We start from the raw sequence: 16821 nt of genomic DNA, 5'->3' as shown, positions 1-16821 counted from the left end.
CCATTAAATAAAAAGAAGATAAAAAACAGTATAAAAAAGAATACGAAATGAATTAAGCAAATACGTAATAATATTTATCCTATGGTATTTTATTTATGTTAGATAAATTTAAAATATAAAAAATTAAAATAAAAACTCGGCTGAATGTGACCACATTCAGCCGAATATGGACTATTTCCAGTCGGGATTATTCTCGAACTGTTGCTTCAACAGCGCCTTCATATCGTCGTTCGGTTTACCCAGCCACTGATATTTGGCGTATTTCTTCGGATGATCAACCGCTTCCGGCTTATCTGCCACCTCGACGCGCACGGCCCAGGCCTGTGATTTGTCTTCCTTAAACGCCACTATCATAAAGTTGTTGGCGCAATCATGCGGCTTGCACAAATTGCCCACCAGATAGTTCTGCCCCTTCCAGCTCAGGCTCTGTGCCGGGGTTGAGGTGCCCACCCCCTTGCGCGCCCAACCCGGCAGGCGAGCCTGGCCTTTCACCATATTCTGCCAGCTGGTCTGGTAACCCGGCTGCTGGATCACGTCAGAGGTAGTGACGATCTGCTGAGCGAAACCGCCCACGCTGAAGCTGAGTAACGCGCCGAAGATGGCGCCGCGAAGTGCGTTTTGTCCTGTCATGGCCTTCTCCCTAGAAAAATCGGTTGTACCCGGCCCAAGCCGGGTCTAGAACTAGTCAGACCACAAGGGTAGCAAAAAGTTGACTCACCACCAGGCATGAAAATGATGTACCGGCCCGATGCCGTGCCCCACTTCCAGCGTATCGGCCTGCAGCAGTGCCTGTTGCAAATAGTCCTTGGCGGCAGCGACCGTCCCGGCCCAGTCGTTGTGACGCGGCCGCAGCGCCGCCAGGGCGGCAGACAGCGTACAGCCGGTGCCATGAGTATGTCGCGTTGCCACGCGCGGTGCGGTAAACCGCTGCTCCTGCTCGGCCGTAAACAACCAATCCGGACTTTCGCTTTCGCTAAGGTGGCCCCCTTTCATCAACACCGCCTGACACCCCATCGCCAAAAGCGCCCGACCCTGCTCGCGCATCTGAAGCTCATTTTCTGCCGGGGCGCATGCCAGCAGCGCCGCCGCCTCAGGCAAGTTCGGCGTGATGATCGACACCAACGGCAACAGCTCGCGACGGATCGAGTCCACCGCTTCCGGCGCCAGCAGAGGATCGCCGCTTTTCGCCAGCATTACGGTATCCAGCACCACAAACGACGGCCGGTAATGGCGCAAACGCTCCGCCACCGCTTGCACGATATCGGCATTAGCCAACATGCCAATCTTGGTGCTGTCGATGCGCAGGTCGCTGAAGACGGAATCCAGCTGAGCGGCGACAAAGGCCGGATCTATGTTGTAGACCGACTGCACGCCACGGGTGTTTTGCGCCACCAGCGCGGTAATCACCGAGGCGCCATAGGCCCCCAACGCAGAAAAAGCTTTTAGATCGGCCTGAATGCCGGCGCCGCCGCTCGGATCGGTCCCGGCAATAGTCAGTGCGTTAATCCGTTTCATTGCAGTTCCTCCGGACGCAGCTGGTAAAGGGCGTCAAGGAATGCCGGGGTGAAACTGCCCGGTCCGGCGGCACGGCGCGTGGCCCGTTCACCGCAAAGCGACATCACCCGGCAGGCGGTTGCCACGTTATCCAGCCGATCGCCCGGCAGGCTGCAGAATGCCGCCACCACCGCCGAAAGTGCGCAGCCGGTACCGACCACGCGCGTCATCAGTACATCGCCGCCTGGGACCGCCCAGTCATGCTGACCGTCGGTGATGTAATCGACAACGCCGGTTACCGCTACCACGGCCCCGCTGTTTAGCGCCAATTCACGCGCCGCCGGCAATGCCGCCAGCGAGTCGTCTGCGCTGTCGACGCCACGTCCGTTAGCCTGCAGACCGCTCAGCGCCATGATTTCAGAAGCGTTGCCGCGGATCGCCGCCGGCCTCTCGCCCAGCAGACGATGGGCAAAGGCAGTGCGATAGACCAACCCGCCGACCGCTACCGGATCCAGCGTCCAGGGAGTTTGTGCCAGGTTGGCGGCTTCCACCGCGGCCAGCATGGATTCGGCGCGTGATGCATTGAGGGTGCCGATGTTGATCAGCAACGCATCCGCCAGTCGGCTGAACTGCGCCGCTTCGGTCGGTTCCACCACCATCGCCGGCGAAGCGCCGAGCGCCAACAGGACGTTAGCCGTCAGTTCCTGCACCACTTCGTTGGTCAGGCAATGGATCAGGGGCGATTGGCGTTTAAATTGAGTCAAACAGGCCGCGGCGCGAGCACCGGGTAAAACATCAGGTCGAGCGAGCATATTCCTCCCAACCGGCGTTCAAGAAGGCGGGTACCGGTTGGGGCACCGAGACTTCCCTACGCTGGCATAATCCAGATCAGGTAATACGGGTAAAATCTCAGCCACCACGCATCGCGCAGGGCACCCCGAGTCAAGACGGCCATTATTGGGGTTGCCGCCGGTGAGGTCAATCGCGCTATAGTGTCAAAAAATAAAAAGGAGGTGCCATGCAGATAAGAAAATACCAAGAGGCCGATCGCCCCTTCCTGCGCACCCTGTATCTGGCTTCGCGTAAAGCGGCGTTTCCGTGGCGTGATACCGAAGATTACCGGCTGGAAGATTTCGATCGCTCAACGCTGGGCGAGGACATCTGGGTGGCAGTAGATCAGGGAAAACGGCTGGGGTTTGTGTCGATTTATCGGCAGGACAACTTTATTCACAACCTGTATGTTGATCCGCATCTGCCACCGCTCGGCGTTGGCAGCGCACTGCTACAAGCCGCGGAACAGACCTTCACCGCCACCGGTTCGCTGAAATGCCTGGTGAAGAATGAGAAGGCGCTGGCGTTTTACCACAAGCACGGCTGGCGAACCATCACCACCGGCAATGACGGCGGTGAAGAATATTATCTGCTGTATTCTCCGGCCAAGTAAGGGCACGGCGCTAACCGTGCCCGTCCATTAATGCCCCCGGCTCAGGCGACAGAGGCTGCCGGGGTCAGTTTTGCGCGTGCGCGGATATTTCTGACCAACAGCCCCGACACTATGATCCCGGCACAGGCAAACGCGCCCATCAGCCCGAAGACGATCTTGTAGCCGGTCAGCCCAGGGAAAGCGTCGAGAATATGGCCGTACAGGCTAAAACAGAACATCGCCGGGGCATAACCGATAAAGCTGCCCAGTGCCATAGCCGCACCGGTATGTTCTTCGTCAATGCCGGCTTCACCGATGGGGGCAAAGAACACCGCCCGTTGGGTAAAGACCACCGCACCAAATCCCAGCGTACAGGCCATGCCCAAGTAAACCGGCATTTGCTCATGCGGTAACAGGATTAATAACGCCAGCGCAATGGCGCTAATAATGAAGGTATAAAATAAATATTTGCTGGGAGACTTTAATACTTTATCGGCAATAAGACCACCGATCGGCCCCCCAACCATTTTTAGGCAGTACTGATTAATGATCCCGTAAGCGCCCACCAGTGCAATCGGCAGCGCATAGACATGGCTAAGGAAAGGAATAAAGAACGTCAATCCGCAATACACTGCGTAAACACAGAAAACGCTGAAGGCAATCAGCCATACCGTTTTGTTTTTTAATACGCTGCCCATGCCCGGTTTTTTATTGACGGGGGCTTCTTCTTTCGCGGGTAATTTTTCCTCTGGGCTTTCTTTCATCACCAACAGAATAATAATCCCTACGCTGATGGCGATGGCCGAATAAAACAATATGCCGGCCTTAAACCCCAGGTAGCCACTGCCAAAAGCGGTAAACAGCGCCAGCGCAGAAAAGGCCACCACCGTATCGACAACCCCGCGCCCGGTTTCAAAAAAGCCGAACAACCGCCCCTGCTGAGTATTATCCCCCAGCATACTCACCGACTTGAGCAGCACCGGCCAATTCAGCATGTCGCAGGTTACGCCGAACAGCGCCCAGACAAACAGTATGCCCCAGTACCCCGGCATGCTGGAAAGATAGATGCCGAGCAGGCCAGTAGCAATCAGCGAAAACGACATGGTAAAACGTCGCGGCAGGCGATCGGAAAAATAGATTGATAAGAAGAAGCCAATGGTCGTCACAATCGAGTTAACCGACATGGCATTGCCTATTTCACCGTTACTCAAGTGAAAATACTGTTGCATCGGAACATAAAAAGCATCTTTAAGAGAAGGCAATTTATAGATTGTCCCTCCACATAAAACCAACAAGCTAAATAATGCCCATCTTTTTTTAGTTAACATAGTCCCCTCACAGCCGATAATTAATAAGCGGTGTTGTTTCCCCGTTGACGAGGCGAGCGTGCATCCACATCAACGAGAATGTGTTTTTTATAGGTTTATTTTTATATTATGCCGGGGTTAACAGTTCCCGGGCTTGTTGCATTAAACTTTCGATAATGGCGCGAACGTAGTGAATTTGATTTAAAGCATCCTGGGATTCTTTCTTTAATCGCTCTTCCAATCCCTGTGCCGGTAACGCTGTTTCACTCATTTCTCGCCATGGAATGGGAGGATTATCCCCTTCGTCGCTGAAACGAAACGGCGGTGCGTAATAATCCACCTCCTCTTCCAACCCATAGGCGGTGACCTGCGGTTGCTCTTCACCCAGACAGATCAGCCCCAATAACAGTTCTCTAAATGGCAAATCTCCCTGTCCGGAAATACAGGCACGATGCCCCATGCCCTTGTTCTCTCGCACAATAATTGCGTCCTTGATGTGCACCTGAGTGATTTCCCCACTCATTGCCGCCAGTGCCGGCAGCGGCTCTTCATTGGCGTTAATCATGTTGGCGAAATCAAACAGCAGGGAAAGTTGAGGGAAATCTGCCGCCCGGACCAGGCCGACCAATTCATGGCTCTTGAGATCTTCGTGCTGTTCCAAAGTAAAGCTCAGGCCACTGTGCTGATAACGTTGCTTAATGTACTGAATATCCGCACCGATACGCGCCAGCACTTCCTGCAATGCTCCCTGATAACGCGGATAAAAACGCACCGAACTGGCCCCGCATTTCAGCGCGATATTCACCGCCTGATCGATAGTTTGCGAGTCGGAGGCGCTGGTTTCGATATGAATATCCAATCCATAGCGACGAGCCTGTTCGCCAAACCGGCGCAATCGGGCATCATCAGCATGACAAAGCGCCTGACTTTCCCCATCCAGCACATGTACCTTAACCCCTCGCAACCGCTGCTGATGGGCGATGCTCAGCAAATCCTCGGGCAGGATCTTCTCCATACGCATATTGAGGTGAAAGGCGTACGCATGCAGGTAAAGGGGCAAGCTCTGCGCCCGTAGAAGGACTTTCTCCGCCGTTAAGCGATCCATGATATTCACCTATAAGTTAATAAAGAAATCTACCGACTCGAAGCGCCAGTGTTCGATATCCACCTGCACGATCCGGCGTTCGGCATCGGCACGATGCTTTTCGACCAAAATCGCAGGCGTGCTGGCGTTTCCGCCCATCATCTTGCAGGCCTCACCGGATAATCGAGTCGGTTTAAAGGCCAAGTGGCGGGTTCGTGTGGCAGTGTCATAAGCCTGTTCCCAGACCTCGGCAAATGAGTTCTCCCCCAGGCGTTCGATAAAGCCGGGCGCCACTCGCGGACTGATAAAGGTTTCGTGATAAAACACGATGTGATTGTCCAGCGCCCCCCAGCCAGAGATCTTGTAGATCTCGCTCCCCGCGTCGACCTGTAATAACTCTTTGATAAACTCCGGAGCTGCCAATACGCACTCTTTGGTCATATAACCCCAGGAGGGACAACGACCCTGCTCGATAGCCGCCTGTTTGAAACTGGTGGAGGAATTGGGGTTGTAGTTAAAACGCGGCAATGCCGCAAACCAACCCCGACGATCCTTGCGGAAGATCCTCGACTCGCTTTCCAGGAACAACAGCGCCTGACGTAACGTCATGCGCTTGATGTTCAGCAATTCTCCCAGTTCTCGCTCCGAGGGAAGCTTGTCACCCGGGGCTATTGCCCCCTGGCTCAGCCAGTTATTCAACCTGGCCTTTGCCAATTCAACGGTTGAGCTGTTTTCCATATCCACACCTAATTGGTTTAAACCAGATTACACAACAGTATCGCGGGGAATTATGACAAACAATGGGGGCATTGGATTTTATGTGTGACTTCGGTCTCAGAACAGAAGGGATCTGCCAATCTCGGGCAAGATCCCCCTCAGGTCATTTCTTTCTAAGGATTCAGCAATGGGCCGGCAGAATCAAACAGAGCGTCATTTTCCCGACGCCGTCGGCATCGCACGCAACGTCAGCCCCCAGAACACCAGGGCAATAAAGCTGACGCCCGCCCCCAGCCAGCACACTCCCTGCCACCCCGCCAGGGCGAATACGTGAGTGCTGACAAAAGCGCCGAGCCCGCTGCCAATGGCATAAAACAGCATGTAGACGCCTACTAACCGGCTATGCGCCTGCGGATGTGCGCTGAAAATCAGGCTCTGATTCAACACATGAATGGCTTGGCCTGCCAAATCAAGCAATACAATGCCGATAATCAACCACCCCAGGCCATAGCCCAGCATGCCGAGCGGCAGCCAGGCCAGCACCAACAGCAGCAGGCAGATGCCGCTCGCCAACTGCGCCAAGCCGCGGTCCGCCAGGTGCCCTGCTCGCACCGCAGCCAGCGCCCCTACCGCGCCCACCAGACCAAAGGCGCCAATCACCGAATGCGAAAAGTTGAACGGTGCCTGACTCAGCGGCAGCACCAATGCGCTCCAGAAAATACTGAACGCCGCAAACATCAGCAGCGCCAGCATGCCGCGAATTTGCAACGTGCGATCGCACAGCAACAGCGTCAGCATCGAACGCAACAAGGCGGTGTAGCCAAGCGTTGAAGGCGGTGTGTTCGGTGCAGGCAGCAAACGTGCCAGTATCGGCAGCAACACCAGCGTCACGCCGGCGGAAAAAAAATACACCGTACGCCAGCCTCCTGCGTCTGCCAGCGCGCCGGACAGGGTTCTCGCCAATAACAGACCCAGCACCACGCCGCCCTGCGCCGCTCCCACAACCCGACCACGCTCATGCGGTGCCGCCAGCGTGGCGGCAAAAGCGATGAGTCCCTGTGTCATCGCGGTACCCAATAACCCCACCAGCAACATGCCGATCAGCATAAGCAGGCTGCTGTTTGCCCAACCGACCATACACAATGCGGCAATCAACAACAGTTGCTGAACCGCTAACAGCCGATGGCGATTAATGCGATCCCCCAGCGGTACCACCAACAACAGCGCCAATGCGCAACCAAGCTGGGTAGCGGTGATCACCATCCCCACCGACGCCACGCTGATAGCAAATTCCTGGGCTATGGCATCCAACAACGGCTGGGCGTAATACACATTGGCCACGCTAAAAGCGCTGGCACCGGCCAGCAACAACACCAGCGAAGCCGGCAGCCGCCGCTGCCGCTGCGCCTGAGATACGCAGATCGGATCCAGTGTTTTGTCACTCATCGCTCACTCCAAAGTGGTTTCATTATTAAACTCAATGGACATTACGCGCAGAGGTTTTATAATGCAACCAGATCGTGCAACAGGAGGGATAACGTGAAACGTAAAAGCCTGGAAGATGCGCCGTGCCCCGTGGCACGCACGTTGGATGTGATTGGCGACTGGTGGTCACTGTTGATTGTGCGCGACGCTTTCGACGGCGTACGCCGCTTCAGTGAATTTCAAAAGGGGCTGGGGATGGCGAAAAATATTCTCTCCACCCGTCTGCGTACCCTGGTGGCACAGGGCATTCTGGAGGTCGCGCCGGCTTCGGACGGTAGCGCTTATCAGGAGTATATTCTCACCGATAAGGGCCGAGCCCTGTTCCCGGTGATTGTCGGCTTGCGCCAATGGGGGGAAGACCATCTGTTTGCCGATCAAGAGGCACATTCAACACTGGTCGAAAGCGACAGCGGCCAACCGATCCCACGCATGACGCCGACCGGAAGCACCGGGCAAACGCTCACCCCTCTGAATACTCAGGTGATCAAGGTGGGTGAGGAGTAAATCACATTAGTAGGACCTTATAGCCGCCGCGTCAGATGGTTAGCAGGAACGCGGCTTTGGTGCAAAACTGCAAGAATGGTAATTTCGCTGTTTGCTGTAGAGTAATAAATCATATGGCTAACGTAGGGAAAGCTATAAACACCGGTCCCTAAATCCTCGACTCGATGCTGCCCAATGCCTGGCATTTCCGCCAGGTTGGTTAACACTTGGCGCAGTCTTACAAGGTAATCTCTGGATTGCTGTATGCCCCAGTTGCTCAGTGTGTAATCGCGAATCTCCCGGATATCGCTTTGCGCCTCACCGGTCAGTCGGTAACTGGCCATTTATCCTTTATCCTGCTCCAGCAGTTCAGAGAAAAACGTATCGCCATCAACGGTATTGCCGATAGCCATATCATGCTGGGAACGCTGAATCTTCATTTGTAGCAGTTGGAGTTTCATCGCTTCAATTTGCTCGTAATCTTCGGCAGACACCACAACCGCAACGGGCTTGCCATTACGGCTGATCTGTACCGGTTCACGCTGAGCCTTAAGCAACAAATCGCCAAACTGGGTTTTGGCTTCATTAGCTGTCAGAATATGCATTTTCATTACCTTTCGACTGAATCGTTCGATTCGCTCATTCTATTCCTTGAACAAAAATTATTCACTCGATTTTACTGGGGGGCGATCTTTTTGTTTACGCATTACCCCATATGCCCCTTCGCAAGGCCTTAATGGTTACTGTATAGTCCCCGTTTTACGGGGAAACCATGCTGACTCAACCATCCATTCGCCTTAACAAATACATTAGCGACAGCGGCATCTGTTCACGCCGCTGCGCCGATCGTCATATCCAACAGGGCAACGTTTTCATCAACGGCAGGTTAGCCGCCTTGGCGGCGCAGGTATTTGTCGGGGACGTGGTGCAAGTTAACGGCCAGCGGATTGAGCCACGCGATGCGCAAGATTTGGTGCTTATCGCGCTGAACAAGCCGGTGGGCGTCATCACCAGCATGGGAAAGCACGTGCAAAATAACATCGGTGATTTCGTCAATCACAGCAAACGCACCTTTCCTATAGGCCGTCTGGACAAAGATTCCCAAGGGCTGATTTTCCTGACCAATCACGGCGAACTGGTCAATAAGATCCTGCGGGCCGGCAATAACCACGAAAAAGAGTATCTGGTTACCGTCGATAAACCGCTGACCGACGCGTTTATTCAAGGAATGAGCGCGGGTGTTCCCATCCTGGATACGGTAACGAAAAAATGCCGGGTGGAGAAAGTTGCGCCGCAGGTGTTTCGCATCACGCTGGTTCAGGGCCTTAACCGCCAAATCCGCCGTATGAGCAAATACTTTGGTTATCAAGTCACCAAACTTGAGCGTGTGCGCATTATGAATGTCGATCTGACAGGATTGCCGCTGGGCGAATGGCGAGATTTGACCAGTGACGAAAAGAGCGAGCTGTTTAAGCTGATTGAGCACTCATCTTGCGAGGATGTTCGCCAGCCCGATTTGCAAGCGCCAGATGTCAGCGAAAGTCTCGATAAGGAGTGAACGTTTTCTGGAGCAGAGATATCGCCAGGCAACCAGATAAAACTGCATGTTGCCCAACGACATCTCAATACCAAAGGCCCTTTTCCTCAGTGAATCAGAATGACCATCGGATGTTGGCATTGACCGAATTGACCTGGGTATCAGAACCGTACTGCCCCTGATAACCAAGATCTAACGAGGTGGAACGCGACAGTTTCACGCTCACCCCCACGTCTGCCACCAGCAGATTGTCATCTACAGCCTGCCCCTGCGTGATAAACGCATCGCTACCGGCAAACGCCATGCGCGATGACGTGTTTTTATCGCCGTAAGCATGCTGCCAGCCTAATGAACCGTAAAGGCTGACGTTTTTCGGCAGCTCGGTAGAACCCCGTACGCCCAGCGTCGAATAGAACGTATTCATCGTTTCATTACGGACGCTCAGCGCCGCCGCACCGCCTTTCTCCTGGAAGTTATCGGTATGCAAACGGATATAACTCAGGTTGACGAACGGTTCGATATTCGCGTCCAACTGGCCAAAACGGTAACCCGCTTCGGTGAACGCCAACAGTGAGTCTGCGTCATAGTCCGCCTTGAGCCGATCCGAGTAATTGCCGAAATTAACGTTGCGCTCATTTTCGAGTCGGTGCCAGGTATAGCCCAGCGCTCCGCGCAGGGAGAAAGCATCCTGCTGCCCTGCGGCATACAGACCCAGGTGGTAATTATCGCTGTCGGAACTGGAGCGACGGCTATCGACATCATAGTCGCCGCGGCTATAGCCCACGTATCCCCCAACGCGGATACTGTGGTCAGCGAGCTTACGATCGGCGCCCAACAGGAAACCGCTGGTGTGGCCGTCCAATTTTCCAACGTTGTCGTTACCGCTGTTTCTCATCCAGGAGCCGAACGTCTGCCCCCAAACGCCGTTGTTTTCAGCCTGAGCCGGTTGAACCAACGTCATTGCCAACGGTGGAACCGGTAATGCATCGTTATCAAATATGCGAAGCATGCGCTGATTCAACACGTTGAGCAGCATGTTATTGCCGGCGATCAAATTAGACTGGATGGAAGGGTAAACCTCGCCAGACAGTTGATTGAACGCATCACGCGCTTCCGGCGCGCTCAATAACAGCAGGGAGTTATACAGAGCCAGCGAAGGACCGCTTTGCGCTAACGTCGAGAGCGCACCGGCGGTATTCCACTGGTTACTGGTTTGCGTGACCGTCTGGAAAATACCGGGCTTGCCGCCTTCACCTGGGTTGCCGCCTTCACCTGGGTTGCCGCCTTCGCCTGGGTTGCCACCTTCACCTGGGTTGCCGCCCTCGCCTGGGTTACCGCCTTCGCCCGGATTGCCACCTTCGCCTGGGTTACCACCTTCGCCCGGATTGCCACCTTCGCCCGGATTGCCACCTTCGCCTGGGTTGCCGCCCTCGCCTGGGTTACCGCCCTTTTGCGCAATCGTCAGATCCACGGCGTTGGTGCTGTGGTTAAGTGCGACATCCAAAAATGCAGATTTTGAGACGGCTTCAGCGAACCGACCGTCAATCCCGCCGTCCGAGGTCAAAATGCGATAGCTTTGGCCGGTTTGATAGCTGGTTTGCGGATCCAACGCGGTCACCTGCACCTTGGCCAGATCGCTGATGGTGGTTTTGCCTGCAACGACCAGTTTGTCGCTGCTGCCATCACCGGCGATATCGACATCGTAGAAGGATTCACCCAGGAAATTCAGATAACGTTTCAGCGTCAGGGTGCCGATGTTGCCGTCGCCAGGGGAAATGTGGCCGCCGGACTGAATTTCAGTCTGCCCCAAGGTACCGTTACCGCCCAGCGTCCCGCCGGCTTTGATTGACGCGGCGCTGCTGTAACCCAGACCATTGCTGACGTCGGAGCCGGCAGTGGCGTTAAGGATCAGCGTGCCGCCATTCTCGGCGCTCAGCGTCTGCACATCGAAAACGTTGTCTTCTTGCTGCGTATTGATGTCGCTGGCAATGGTGATTTTCCCGCCGCGTGCGGTCACATTCGCCTGGAGTTGAGTCAGGTCGCCGCTCAGCGTCGTCTGACCGGCCGTGTTGATGACTTCGCCTTCGCCGACCATCTTGTTGCGGAAGTCGTAGTTATCTGAATTGTGATTAAAGTAAACGTAGCTGCCGAACAACCCGCCACGCAGATTGACCACCGTTTGGGCATCGACAATCCCCGCACCACCCGCCGCGCCGAGCGTAGGTTCGGTCAAGCCGGTGCCGGTATCCATATTGCCGCGGCTGCCGATAACCAACGCGCCGCGGTTAGAGCCTGATCCGGTATCCCCCAGCCGCAGCTCATTGCTGCCGGCAGAGAATGAGCCGCCATCAACAACCGACAGCACCCCGTTGCCATAATCCCCCACGTTGACATTGCCCGCACTGGTAAAGCGCGAACCGTTGCCGGCGATATAAAGCTCTGCGGTTTTTCTTGAGCCTGAAACACCGGCGATCTCCGCGCTACCGACGTTGACCGCGCCGCCGTTCAGCACGTCCACATCGCCATTGGCGGTGAGCGACTGGGTGATATTCCACAGAGAGTTATTGCCGGTTATCGTGGCTTTGGGGTTTAGCTTGTCAGCCTCGTCGGGACGGAAACCGCTGTCGATTCTGGCGGCGGCCGTGGTGGTCACTACCCCGCCATCTTCAATCAGCAAGGTTGAACGTGCGCCCTGTCCGAAGCCGAGACCGAGTCTTTCACTGATCACCTGGGAACCGGCCCCTTTGACATTAAGATGGCTGTCGTATCCCCCGGTGGTGCCGACGATAATCTCTTCCGCCGTCGCCAATCCCCCCTCTTCAACCCTTAACGTCCCCAGCCCCAGATTCAGACTGCCGTGCATAACGGATTGGTCATTGATCGCGTTTAATACGGCGTTCGGCCCTTTGACCGTGACCAAGCTTTCGTATATCTGACCATTAGCACGACGGCCGATATTGACGTTATAGGCATTGATTTGGCCATTATCGATCAACAGGTTTCCACTTTGATTACGGCCGACGTAAACATCCCCAGTGTAAGTCAAAGATTCTGTAATACGTGATTCACCATCAAAAATAGCATCATCGGCACGTGCCACGTCGGCGGGGCCAATCAATATCAACGGTGCGGAAAAAAGTGCGAGGTAAACTTTCGAAAGCGGTTTTCTTACCGCTAAGTCATGCGATGTTTTATCTTTCATGTTTTCTCTCCGGCCCAATTATCTTGATGCCATCAAAGTTATTATTTATATGAAAAACTCAATGCATTAGAGGATGCGCGGCGCGTTTGCGAGAACACAGGCTGATTTGTCATCGAGACACTAGCTTATTGCCCCCCAGCGCTAACGTCTCGATGCCAAAATTATGGGGACTGCGGATCGGTATTGATCATCCACCCTCGCTAAACGCGTCAGGTGAATTATTTATGCGTAACGACCGGGGTACAGCTTGGTGTGCTTAACGACGGGGCTGAACCTAAAATACCCGGCATCATCATCGAGGAGCAGTCAAAGATTCGTCCTTTCTCCGTGGTGGCACGGTAAGAAAGTTTTTGCCCGCCAAGGGCGTCAGGTTGGGCACCATTAACATTGGTGACGGTAATTTCATCCGATGAACCCAAGCCCAGCATTTTGGCCGTTTCCGCCTGCAACAGCGGTATTGCCTGATCGGTTTTCAAGGTGGAACAGCCAGCTACCAGAAGCGTAACAGTTAATGCGATAAGTGGTTTTCTCATAAATTGTCCTTTGTAACCAAACAGATCCAAATGCTGAATGGCTTTATGTTTTACCTTATCAAAATCCCTGAATAATATATTTCCCTTTCCTAACCGAAAAAACCCTCCTAAAGTAGGGAGGGTTGAAAATAACAAGTCATCAGACCAATCTGATAGGTTTTAGCAAAAGGAGATACCCTTGGGGCAGGATTATGCGTTGGTCGTTGATGACCATCCGTTGGTGGCAAGTGGCATCGCCAATTTCCTGAATACGCACTGTCGATTTAAACATGCCTACGTGATGACAAACGAGGAGAGTTGTTATCGGCACATTCTGGAAAATGGCGCCCCGCGTTTAATCGTCATCGACTTTTGGTTATCCGACGGCACGGCATTAAAATTACTCAAAGAGATCAGACAGCTTTACCCACAGGTAAGATTATTAGTGGTCAGCGGTGATGAGAACAACGAAATAGGGCAAAAGGTACGTGATGCCGGGGGGCATGGTTTCGTGCTGAAAAATGAGCCGCCAGAATTATTCGCCAAAGCCGTTGCTGCGCTGCTGGAAAATAAAAGCTGGTTCCCTATGGATAATTCTTTGGATGCCTCCACTGCCAAAACCCCTCTCCAAAATTTTAATTTAACGCCGAGACAAATTGACGTTTTGACCATGATGATGCGCGGCTTTCCTAATAAGAGAATAGCCACTCAGCTTGCTATTTCCGAACCCACGGTCAAAGAACACATCAGCAATATCCTTAAAAAAATAGGCGTAAACAGTCGGGTAGAAGCCATTACGTTACTGCATGGCAGGCAGGGGCCATCCGAATGAAACTAATTCAATCTTTACAAGATGATGGCATTTCGCCACGCGCACAAATCCGATTATTGAACAATACGTTTATTCGTTTGGTCTTTAGTTTCAGCGCCGTGCCCTGCGTCGGCATCCCCTTTGCCATTTGGATATATTTACTGAGGGAACCGCTGTGGCCGATCATCATCTGGATTGCGCTGTATTTATGCTGCGCTTTGGCTATTCGGTTATGGCACCGCAGATACCAACGTGAAGCTGAAAAAGAGGATGCTGGCGTTATTCTTAATCGCTGGCTCCCCCGAATTAACAAAGTCGCTTTCGTGCATGGAGTAGGCATATCCTCATTATATTTAATAACGCCACAAATAAATAATTTCGATTTCTTCCTGTTATTAAATATCAGCATCGCGGCCATCGTCGCGGCAAACGCGACCCATTTGACGCCCATCATCAGTACCTTTACCCTTTTCTTCTTTGCCTGCTGGGGCATGCTTAACATTGGCATCATCTGGCGTTTAAACGATGTCATGCTCATTGTGTTGATGCTCAACCTGCTTTACGGGTTCGCCATCTATCGCCACGCATTGAGTTCTCATAAGTTTTTTATTCAGCAAGCCCGTCTCGAAGAGAAGAGCTCCCGCCTTGCGGAGCAATTCCGCCAGGCCAAAGAGGAGGCGGAACAGGCCCTGCTCGATAAAAACCAGTTTCTGACCACCGCCAGCCACGACTTACGCCAGCCGGTACATGCCATGGGCTTCCTGATCGAGGCCATCATCCATAAAAATCGCGATGCCTCTTTAACCCCCCAGCTGTTGGATCTACAGCAGAGCGTGCGCTCCGTGCACCTGATGTTCAATTCTTTGCTCGATCTGAGCAAGATAGAGTCCGGCAACGTCAGCACCGCCACCACCCATGTCGACATTGGAATCCTGCTTGACTCGGTGATTACCCTGTTCCGTGAAGAAGCGAACAGCCGGGGATTATCCTTGCGGACATGGCGCCCCAAGCGACGCATTGCCGTGATGGGCGATCAGTTGCTCATCCGACAGTCGCTGATTAACCTGATACAAAATGCGCTACGCTACACCCAAAAAGGCGGTGTGTTGATCGCCATCCGTCCCCAAAAGGGAGCATGTCTGATCGAAGTCTGGGACACCGGCGTGGGCATCGCCGACGAAGAAAAAGGCAAAATCTTTTCCCCCTACTATCGCCCTGAACTGGCGTGGAAAATCGATAGCGCCGGTCACGGGTTAGGCCTTGCGGTAGTGGCCCGCTGCGCCAAATTGATGAAGGTGAAATACGGCATGCGCTCCGTGGAAGGTAAAGGATCGCATTTCTGGATGCGTTTTGCCCTCTATACCGGGGAAGTGAAAGCGCCAGAAAACCTCAACGCCTATAGCCACAGCCTGATCCCTACCCGCTATGAGTCATTGAGCGGCGCCTGCCTGGTGGTGGACGATGATCCGCTGGTCACCTCCGCCTGGTCCAGCTTGATGAGTACCTGGGGGATCACGGTGCGTTGCGCCGCCTCCGCCGAGGAGGCTTTTGCGATTATCGACGAAGGCTTTACCCCCTTCGCCGTACTTTGCGATCAACGGCTCCGCTCCGGCGAAAGCGGCTTCGATATATTGAAAGCGCTGTTCGAACGCCTGCCGGACACCAGCGGCGCCATGGTCAGCGGGGAATTCAACTCCCCCATTCTGCAAGAGGCCGAACAGGAAGGTTATCTGGTGTTAAGAAAGCCGCTGGAACCCGCAAAATTGCACGCCTTGCTTTCGCAGTGGTCATCCTGCTAGCCGGCACCTGGCCTGTTCGGGGTTTTACTCTGCCGGCGCTCCATTTCCGGCATCGGCAAGATTCAGACTGCCGCTTAAGCGCCAAGATTGCGCAACAGGCCTTCGAGGTGGCGCTCACCCATTTTGGTTTGAGCGCCCGCCTTAAGCCCACCCCGAATGAGTCTCTCCGCTGCAGGGCGTTCAAAAAGTCCCGCCCAGGCCTGATGCTCACGATAAAAACCTTCCCGCAGATCTGCCGCTGGCATCGCCTGCTTGGCCGCCGCGATAACCCCTTCGGGCAGTGCCGCAATGTTGTCCGCCAGGCGTGCGACAAACTCGTCGAGTTCGGACGCGGGCAAGGCGCGGTTAATCCAGCCATAGCATTCTGCGGTGGCGGCATCGATAAGATCGGCCCCCAGAACCACTTCAAGTGCGCGGCCACGCGTCATGCGATCCGTCAAATATTGCGTCGCGCCCCCTCCAGGCGTAATGCCCATCAAGGCTTCGCATTGAGCCAGCCCTGCCCGCCCTTCGGCGGCAAAGGCCATATCCGCCGCCGCAACGAATTCTGCGCCGCCCCCACGCGCCAGTCCGGCAAGCTTAACGATAGTGACCTGGGGTTGGCTGCGCAGCAGCTCGCCGAATGCCTGGAAGGGGTTGAGCCCTTCCGGCGCATTGCGCGCCAGATCGTCGAAAGCATGTGGTTCATCGATTAAGGTCATGTCGACATGAGCAATGAAGAACTCCGGATCCGCACTCTGGAAAACCAACACGCGAGTGTCCGGGTCGTCACGCACGGCAAGCAGTAAGCGGCTGATCTCCGACATCAAAGCCACATCAAGAACGTTGACCGGCGGATTATTGAGGGTGATCGTCAAGACCCCCTTTGCGTGAGACAAGCTGAGTTTGCTGAAATCGGTATCTTTCATGTCAATGTCCTTGTTTGCCTGGGATATCGGTGCTGGATTTTCGCGCCGTCGATCGAATG

Annotated in this window: 17 protein-coding genes and 1 riboswitch; of the genes, 5 read left to right on the top strand and 12 right to left on the bottom strand. The window is 54.2% G+C overall.

Annotated elements, in window-relative coordinates; genetic code table 11:
- Window positions 1–171 precede the first annotated feature (171 nt).
- From H5P17_RS16610 to thiM, 3 genes are all read right to left on the bottom strand, one after another.
- The gene (locus H5P17_RS16610) at window positions 172–630 is read right to left on the bottom strand and encodes an inhibitor of vertebrate lysozyme family protein (protein ID WP_182824081.1); all 459 of its coding nucleotides are present in this window, start codon (window positions 628–630) and stop codon (window positions 172–174) included.
- A gap of 84 nt (window positions 631–714) precedes the next feature.
- Entirely contained in the window at window positions 715–1515 is an 801-nt protein-coding gene (thiD, locus tag H5P17_RS16605) for a bifunctional hydroxymethylpyrimidine kinase/phosphomethylpyrimidine kinase (protein WP_182824079.1), read from the bottom strand.
- Window positions 1512–2306, bottom strand: coding sequence for a hydroxyethylthiazole kinase (gene thiM / locus H5P17_RS16600; RefSeq protein WP_182824077.1), 795 nt, complete (start codon window positions 2304–2306; stop codon window positions 1512–1514). Before thiM ends, thiD begins: the two co-directional genes overlap by 4 nt.
- A gap of 36 nt (window positions 2307–2342) precedes the next feature.
- Window positions 2343–2444: riboswitch (TPP riboswitch) on the bottom strand.
- 68 nt (window positions 2445–2512) lie between these two features.
- Here thiM and H5P17_RS16595 point away from each other — a divergent pair.
- On the top strand, window positions 2513–2938 hold the full coding sequence (locus H5P17_RS16595; RefSeq protein ID WP_044554612.1) for a GNAT family N-acetyltransferase: 426 nt from the start codon (window positions 2513–2515) through the stop codon (window positions 2936–2938).
- A gap of 41 nt (window positions 2939–2979) precedes the next feature.
- On the opposite strand, the gene H5P17_RS16590 is transcribed toward H5P17_RS16595, so the two are convergent.
- From H5P17_RS16590 to H5P17_RS16575, 4 genes are all read right to left on the bottom strand, one after another.
- Window positions 2980–4245, bottom strand: coding sequence for an MFS transporter (locus tag H5P17_RS16590; RefSeq protein ID WP_044554611.1), 1266 nt, complete (start codon window positions 4243–4245; stop codon window positions 2980–2982).
- Between the two features lie 106 nt (window positions 4246–4351).
- Window positions 4352–5329, bottom strand: a complete 978-nt coding sequence (locus tag H5P17_RS16585; RefSeq protein WP_182824075.1) for a sugar phosphate isomerase/epimerase — start codon at window positions 5327–5329, stop codon at window positions 4352–4354.
- 9 nt (window positions 5330–5338) lie between these two features.
- Window positions 5339–6046 carry a GntR family transcriptional regulator gene (locus tag H5P17_RS16580; RefSeq protein ID WP_182824073.1) on the bottom strand — a complete coding sequence of 236 codons (708 nt, stop codon included), beginning with the start codon at window positions 6044–6046 and terminating at the stop codon, window positions 5339–5341.
- A gap of 192 nt (window positions 6047–6238) precedes the next feature.
- Window positions 6239–7471, bottom strand: coding sequence for an MFS transporter (locus H5P17_RS16575; RefSeq protein ID WP_182824071.1), 1233 nt, complete (start codon window positions 7469–7471; stop codon window positions 6239–6241).
- A 93-nt stretch (window positions 7472–7564) separates the two neighbouring features.
- Between H5P17_RS16575 and H5P17_RS16570 the strand changes: the two genes are divergently transcribed.
- The gene (locus H5P17_RS16570) at window positions 7565–8014 is read left to right on the top strand and encodes a helix-turn-helix domain-containing protein (RefSeq protein WP_182824070.1); all 450 of its coding nucleotides are present in this window, start codon (window positions 7565–7567) and stop codon (window positions 8012–8014) included.
- A gap of 17 nt (window positions 8015–8031) precedes the next feature.
- Here H5P17_RS16570 and H5P17_RS16565 read toward each other — a convergent pair whose 3' ends face one another.
- Together H5P17_RS16565 and H5P17_RS16560 are read right to left on the bottom strand one after the other, a co-directional pair.
- A complete protein-coding gene (locus tag H5P17_RS16565) occupies window positions 8032–8337 on the bottom strand; it encodes a type II toxin-antitoxin system RelE/ParE family toxin (protein ID WP_044554606.1) in 306 nt (101 codons plus the stop codon).
- Window positions 8338–8598 carry a type II toxin-antitoxin system Phd/YefM family antitoxin gene (locus H5P17_RS16560; RefSeq protein WP_044554605.1) on the bottom strand — a complete coding sequence of 87 codons (261 nt, stop codon included), beginning with the start codon at window positions 8596–8598 and terminating at the stop codon, window positions 8338–8340.
- 167 nt (window positions 8599–8765) lie between these two features.
- Here H5P17_RS16560 and rluF point away from each other — a divergent pair, with 167 nt between their 5' ends.
- Window positions 8766–9551 carry a 23S rRNA pseudouridine(2604) synthase RluF gene (rluF, locus tag H5P17_RS16555; RefSeq protein ID WP_182824068.1) on the top strand — a complete coding sequence of 262 codons (786 nt, stop codon included), beginning with the start codon at window positions 8766–8768 and terminating at the stop codon, window positions 9549–9551.
- A 94-nt stretch (window positions 9552–9645) separates the two neighbouring features.
- Here the strand turns inward: rluF and H5P17_RS16550 are convergent, their stop codons facing one another.
- Both H5P17_RS16550 and H5P17_RS16545 read right to left on the bottom strand, forming a co-directional pair.
- Window positions 9646–12732, bottom strand: a complete 3087-nt coding sequence (locus tag H5P17_RS16550; protein WP_182824066.1) for an autotransporter domain-containing protein — start codon at window positions 12730–12732, stop codon at window positions 9646–9648.
- A 218-nt stretch (window positions 12733–12950) separates the two neighbouring features.
- Window positions 12951–13265 (bottom strand): lipoprotein, encoded by a 315-nt coding sequence (locus tag H5P17_RS16545; RefSeq protein ID WP_041414827.1) that lies wholly within the window; start codon window positions 13263–13265, stop codon window positions 12951–12953.
- Window positions 13266–13443: 178 nt separating this feature from the next.
- Here H5P17_RS16545 and H5P17_RS16540 point away from each other — a divergent pair, with 178 nt between their 5' ends.
- On the top strand, window positions 13444–14076 hold the full coding sequence (locus tag H5P17_RS16540; protein WP_182824064.1) for a response regulator transcription factor: 633 nt from the start codon (window positions 13444–13446) through the stop codon (window positions 14074–14076).
- Window positions 14073–15854 (top strand): hybrid sensor histidine kinase/response regulator, encoded by a 1782-nt coding sequence (locus H5P17_RS16535; RefSeq protein WP_182824062.1) that lies wholly within the window; start codon window positions 14073–14075, stop codon window positions 15852–15854. The genes H5P17_RS16540 and H5P17_RS16535 overlap by 4 nt, the downstream gene beginning before the upstream one ends.
- A gap of 74 nt (window positions 15855–15928) precedes the next feature.
- Here the strand turns inward: H5P17_RS16535 and H5P17_RS16530 are convergent, their stop codons facing one another.
- Window positions 15929–16762: an enoyl-CoA hydratase/isomerase family protein gene (locus H5P17_RS16530; protein WP_182824060.1), complete on the bottom strand. Its 834-nt coding sequence runs from the start codon at window positions 16760–16762 to the stop codon at window positions 15929–15931.
- Between the last annotated feature and the right edge of the window lie 59 nt (window positions 16763–16821).

Origin of the sequence: Serratia sp. OS31 (assembly GCF_014164835.1) — a bacterium.
Classification (GTDB): domain Bacteria; phylum Pseudomonadota; class Gammaproteobacteria; order Enterobacterales; family Enterobacteriaceae; genus Serratia; species Serratia liquefaciens_A.
The sequence above is the reverse complement of the archived record's forward strand: the minus strand, read 5'-3'. Positions and strand labels throughout refer to the sequence as shown.

What these genes read in the sequence shown, in the direction of transcription:
- rluF (WP_182824068.1), top strand. Translation starts at nt 8,766, where the DNA reads ATGCTGACTCAACCATCCATTCGCCTTAACAAATACATTAGCGACAGC.
- H5P17_RS16565 (WP_044554606.1), bottom strand. Translation starts at nt 8,337, where the DNA reads ATGGCCAGTTACCGACTGACCGGTGAGGCGCAAAGCGATATCCGGGAG.
- H5P17_RS16545 (WP_041414827.1), bottom strand. Translation starts at nt 13,265, where the DNA reads ATGAGAAAACCACTTATCGCATTAACTGTTACGCTTCTGGTAGCTGGC.
- thiM (WP_182824077.1), bottom strand. Translation starts at nt 2,306, where the DNA reads ATGCTCGCTCGACCTGATGTTTTACCCGGTGCTCGCGCCGCGGCCTGT.
- H5P17_RS16575 (WP_182824071.1), bottom strand. Translation starts at nt 7,471, where the DNA reads ATGAGTGACAAAACACTGGATCCGATCTGCGTATCTCAGGCGCAGCGG.
- H5P17_RS16585 (WP_182824075.1), bottom strand. Translation starts at nt 5,329, where the DNA reads ATGGATCGCTTAACGGCGGAGAAAGTCCTTCTACGGGCGCAGAGCTTG.
- H5P17_RS16610 (WP_182824081.1), bottom strand. Translation starts at nt 630, where the DNA reads ATGACAGGACAAAACGCACTTCGCGGCGCCATCTTCGGCGCGTTACTC.
- H5P17_RS16550 (WP_182824066.1), bottom strand. Translation starts at nt 12,732, where the DNA reads ATGAAAGATAAAACATCGCATGACTTAGCGGTAAGAAAACCGCTTTCG.
- H5P17_RS16580 (WP_182824073.1), bottom strand. Translation starts at nt 6,046, where the DNA reads ATGGAAAACAGCTCAACCGTTGAATTGGCAAAGGCCAGGTTGAATAAC.
- thiD (WP_182824079.1), bottom strand. Translation starts at nt 1,515, where the DNA reads ATGAAACGGATTAACGCACTGACTATTGCCGGGACCGATCCGAGCGGC.
- H5P17_RS16560 (WP_044554605.1), bottom strand. Translation starts at nt 8,598, where the DNA reads ATGCATATTCTGACAGCTAATGAAGCCAAAACCCAGTTTGGCGATTTG.
- H5P17_RS16595 (WP_044554612.1), top strand. Translation starts at nt 2,513, where the DNA reads ATGCAGATAAGAAAATACCAAGAGGCCGATCGCCCCTTCCTGCGCACC.
- H5P17_RS16530 (WP_182824060.1), bottom strand. Translation starts at nt 16,762, where the DNA reads ATGAAAGATACCGATTTCAGCAAACTCAGCTTGTCTCACGCAAAGGGG.
- H5P17_RS16535 (WP_182824062.1), top strand. Translation starts at nt 14,073, where the DNA reads ATGAAACTAATTCAATCTTTACAAGATGATGGCATTTCGCCACGCGCA.
- H5P17_RS16590 (WP_044554611.1), bottom strand. Translation starts at nt 4,245, where the DNA reads ATGTTAACTAAAAAAAGATGGGCATTATTTAGCTTGTTGGTTTTATGT.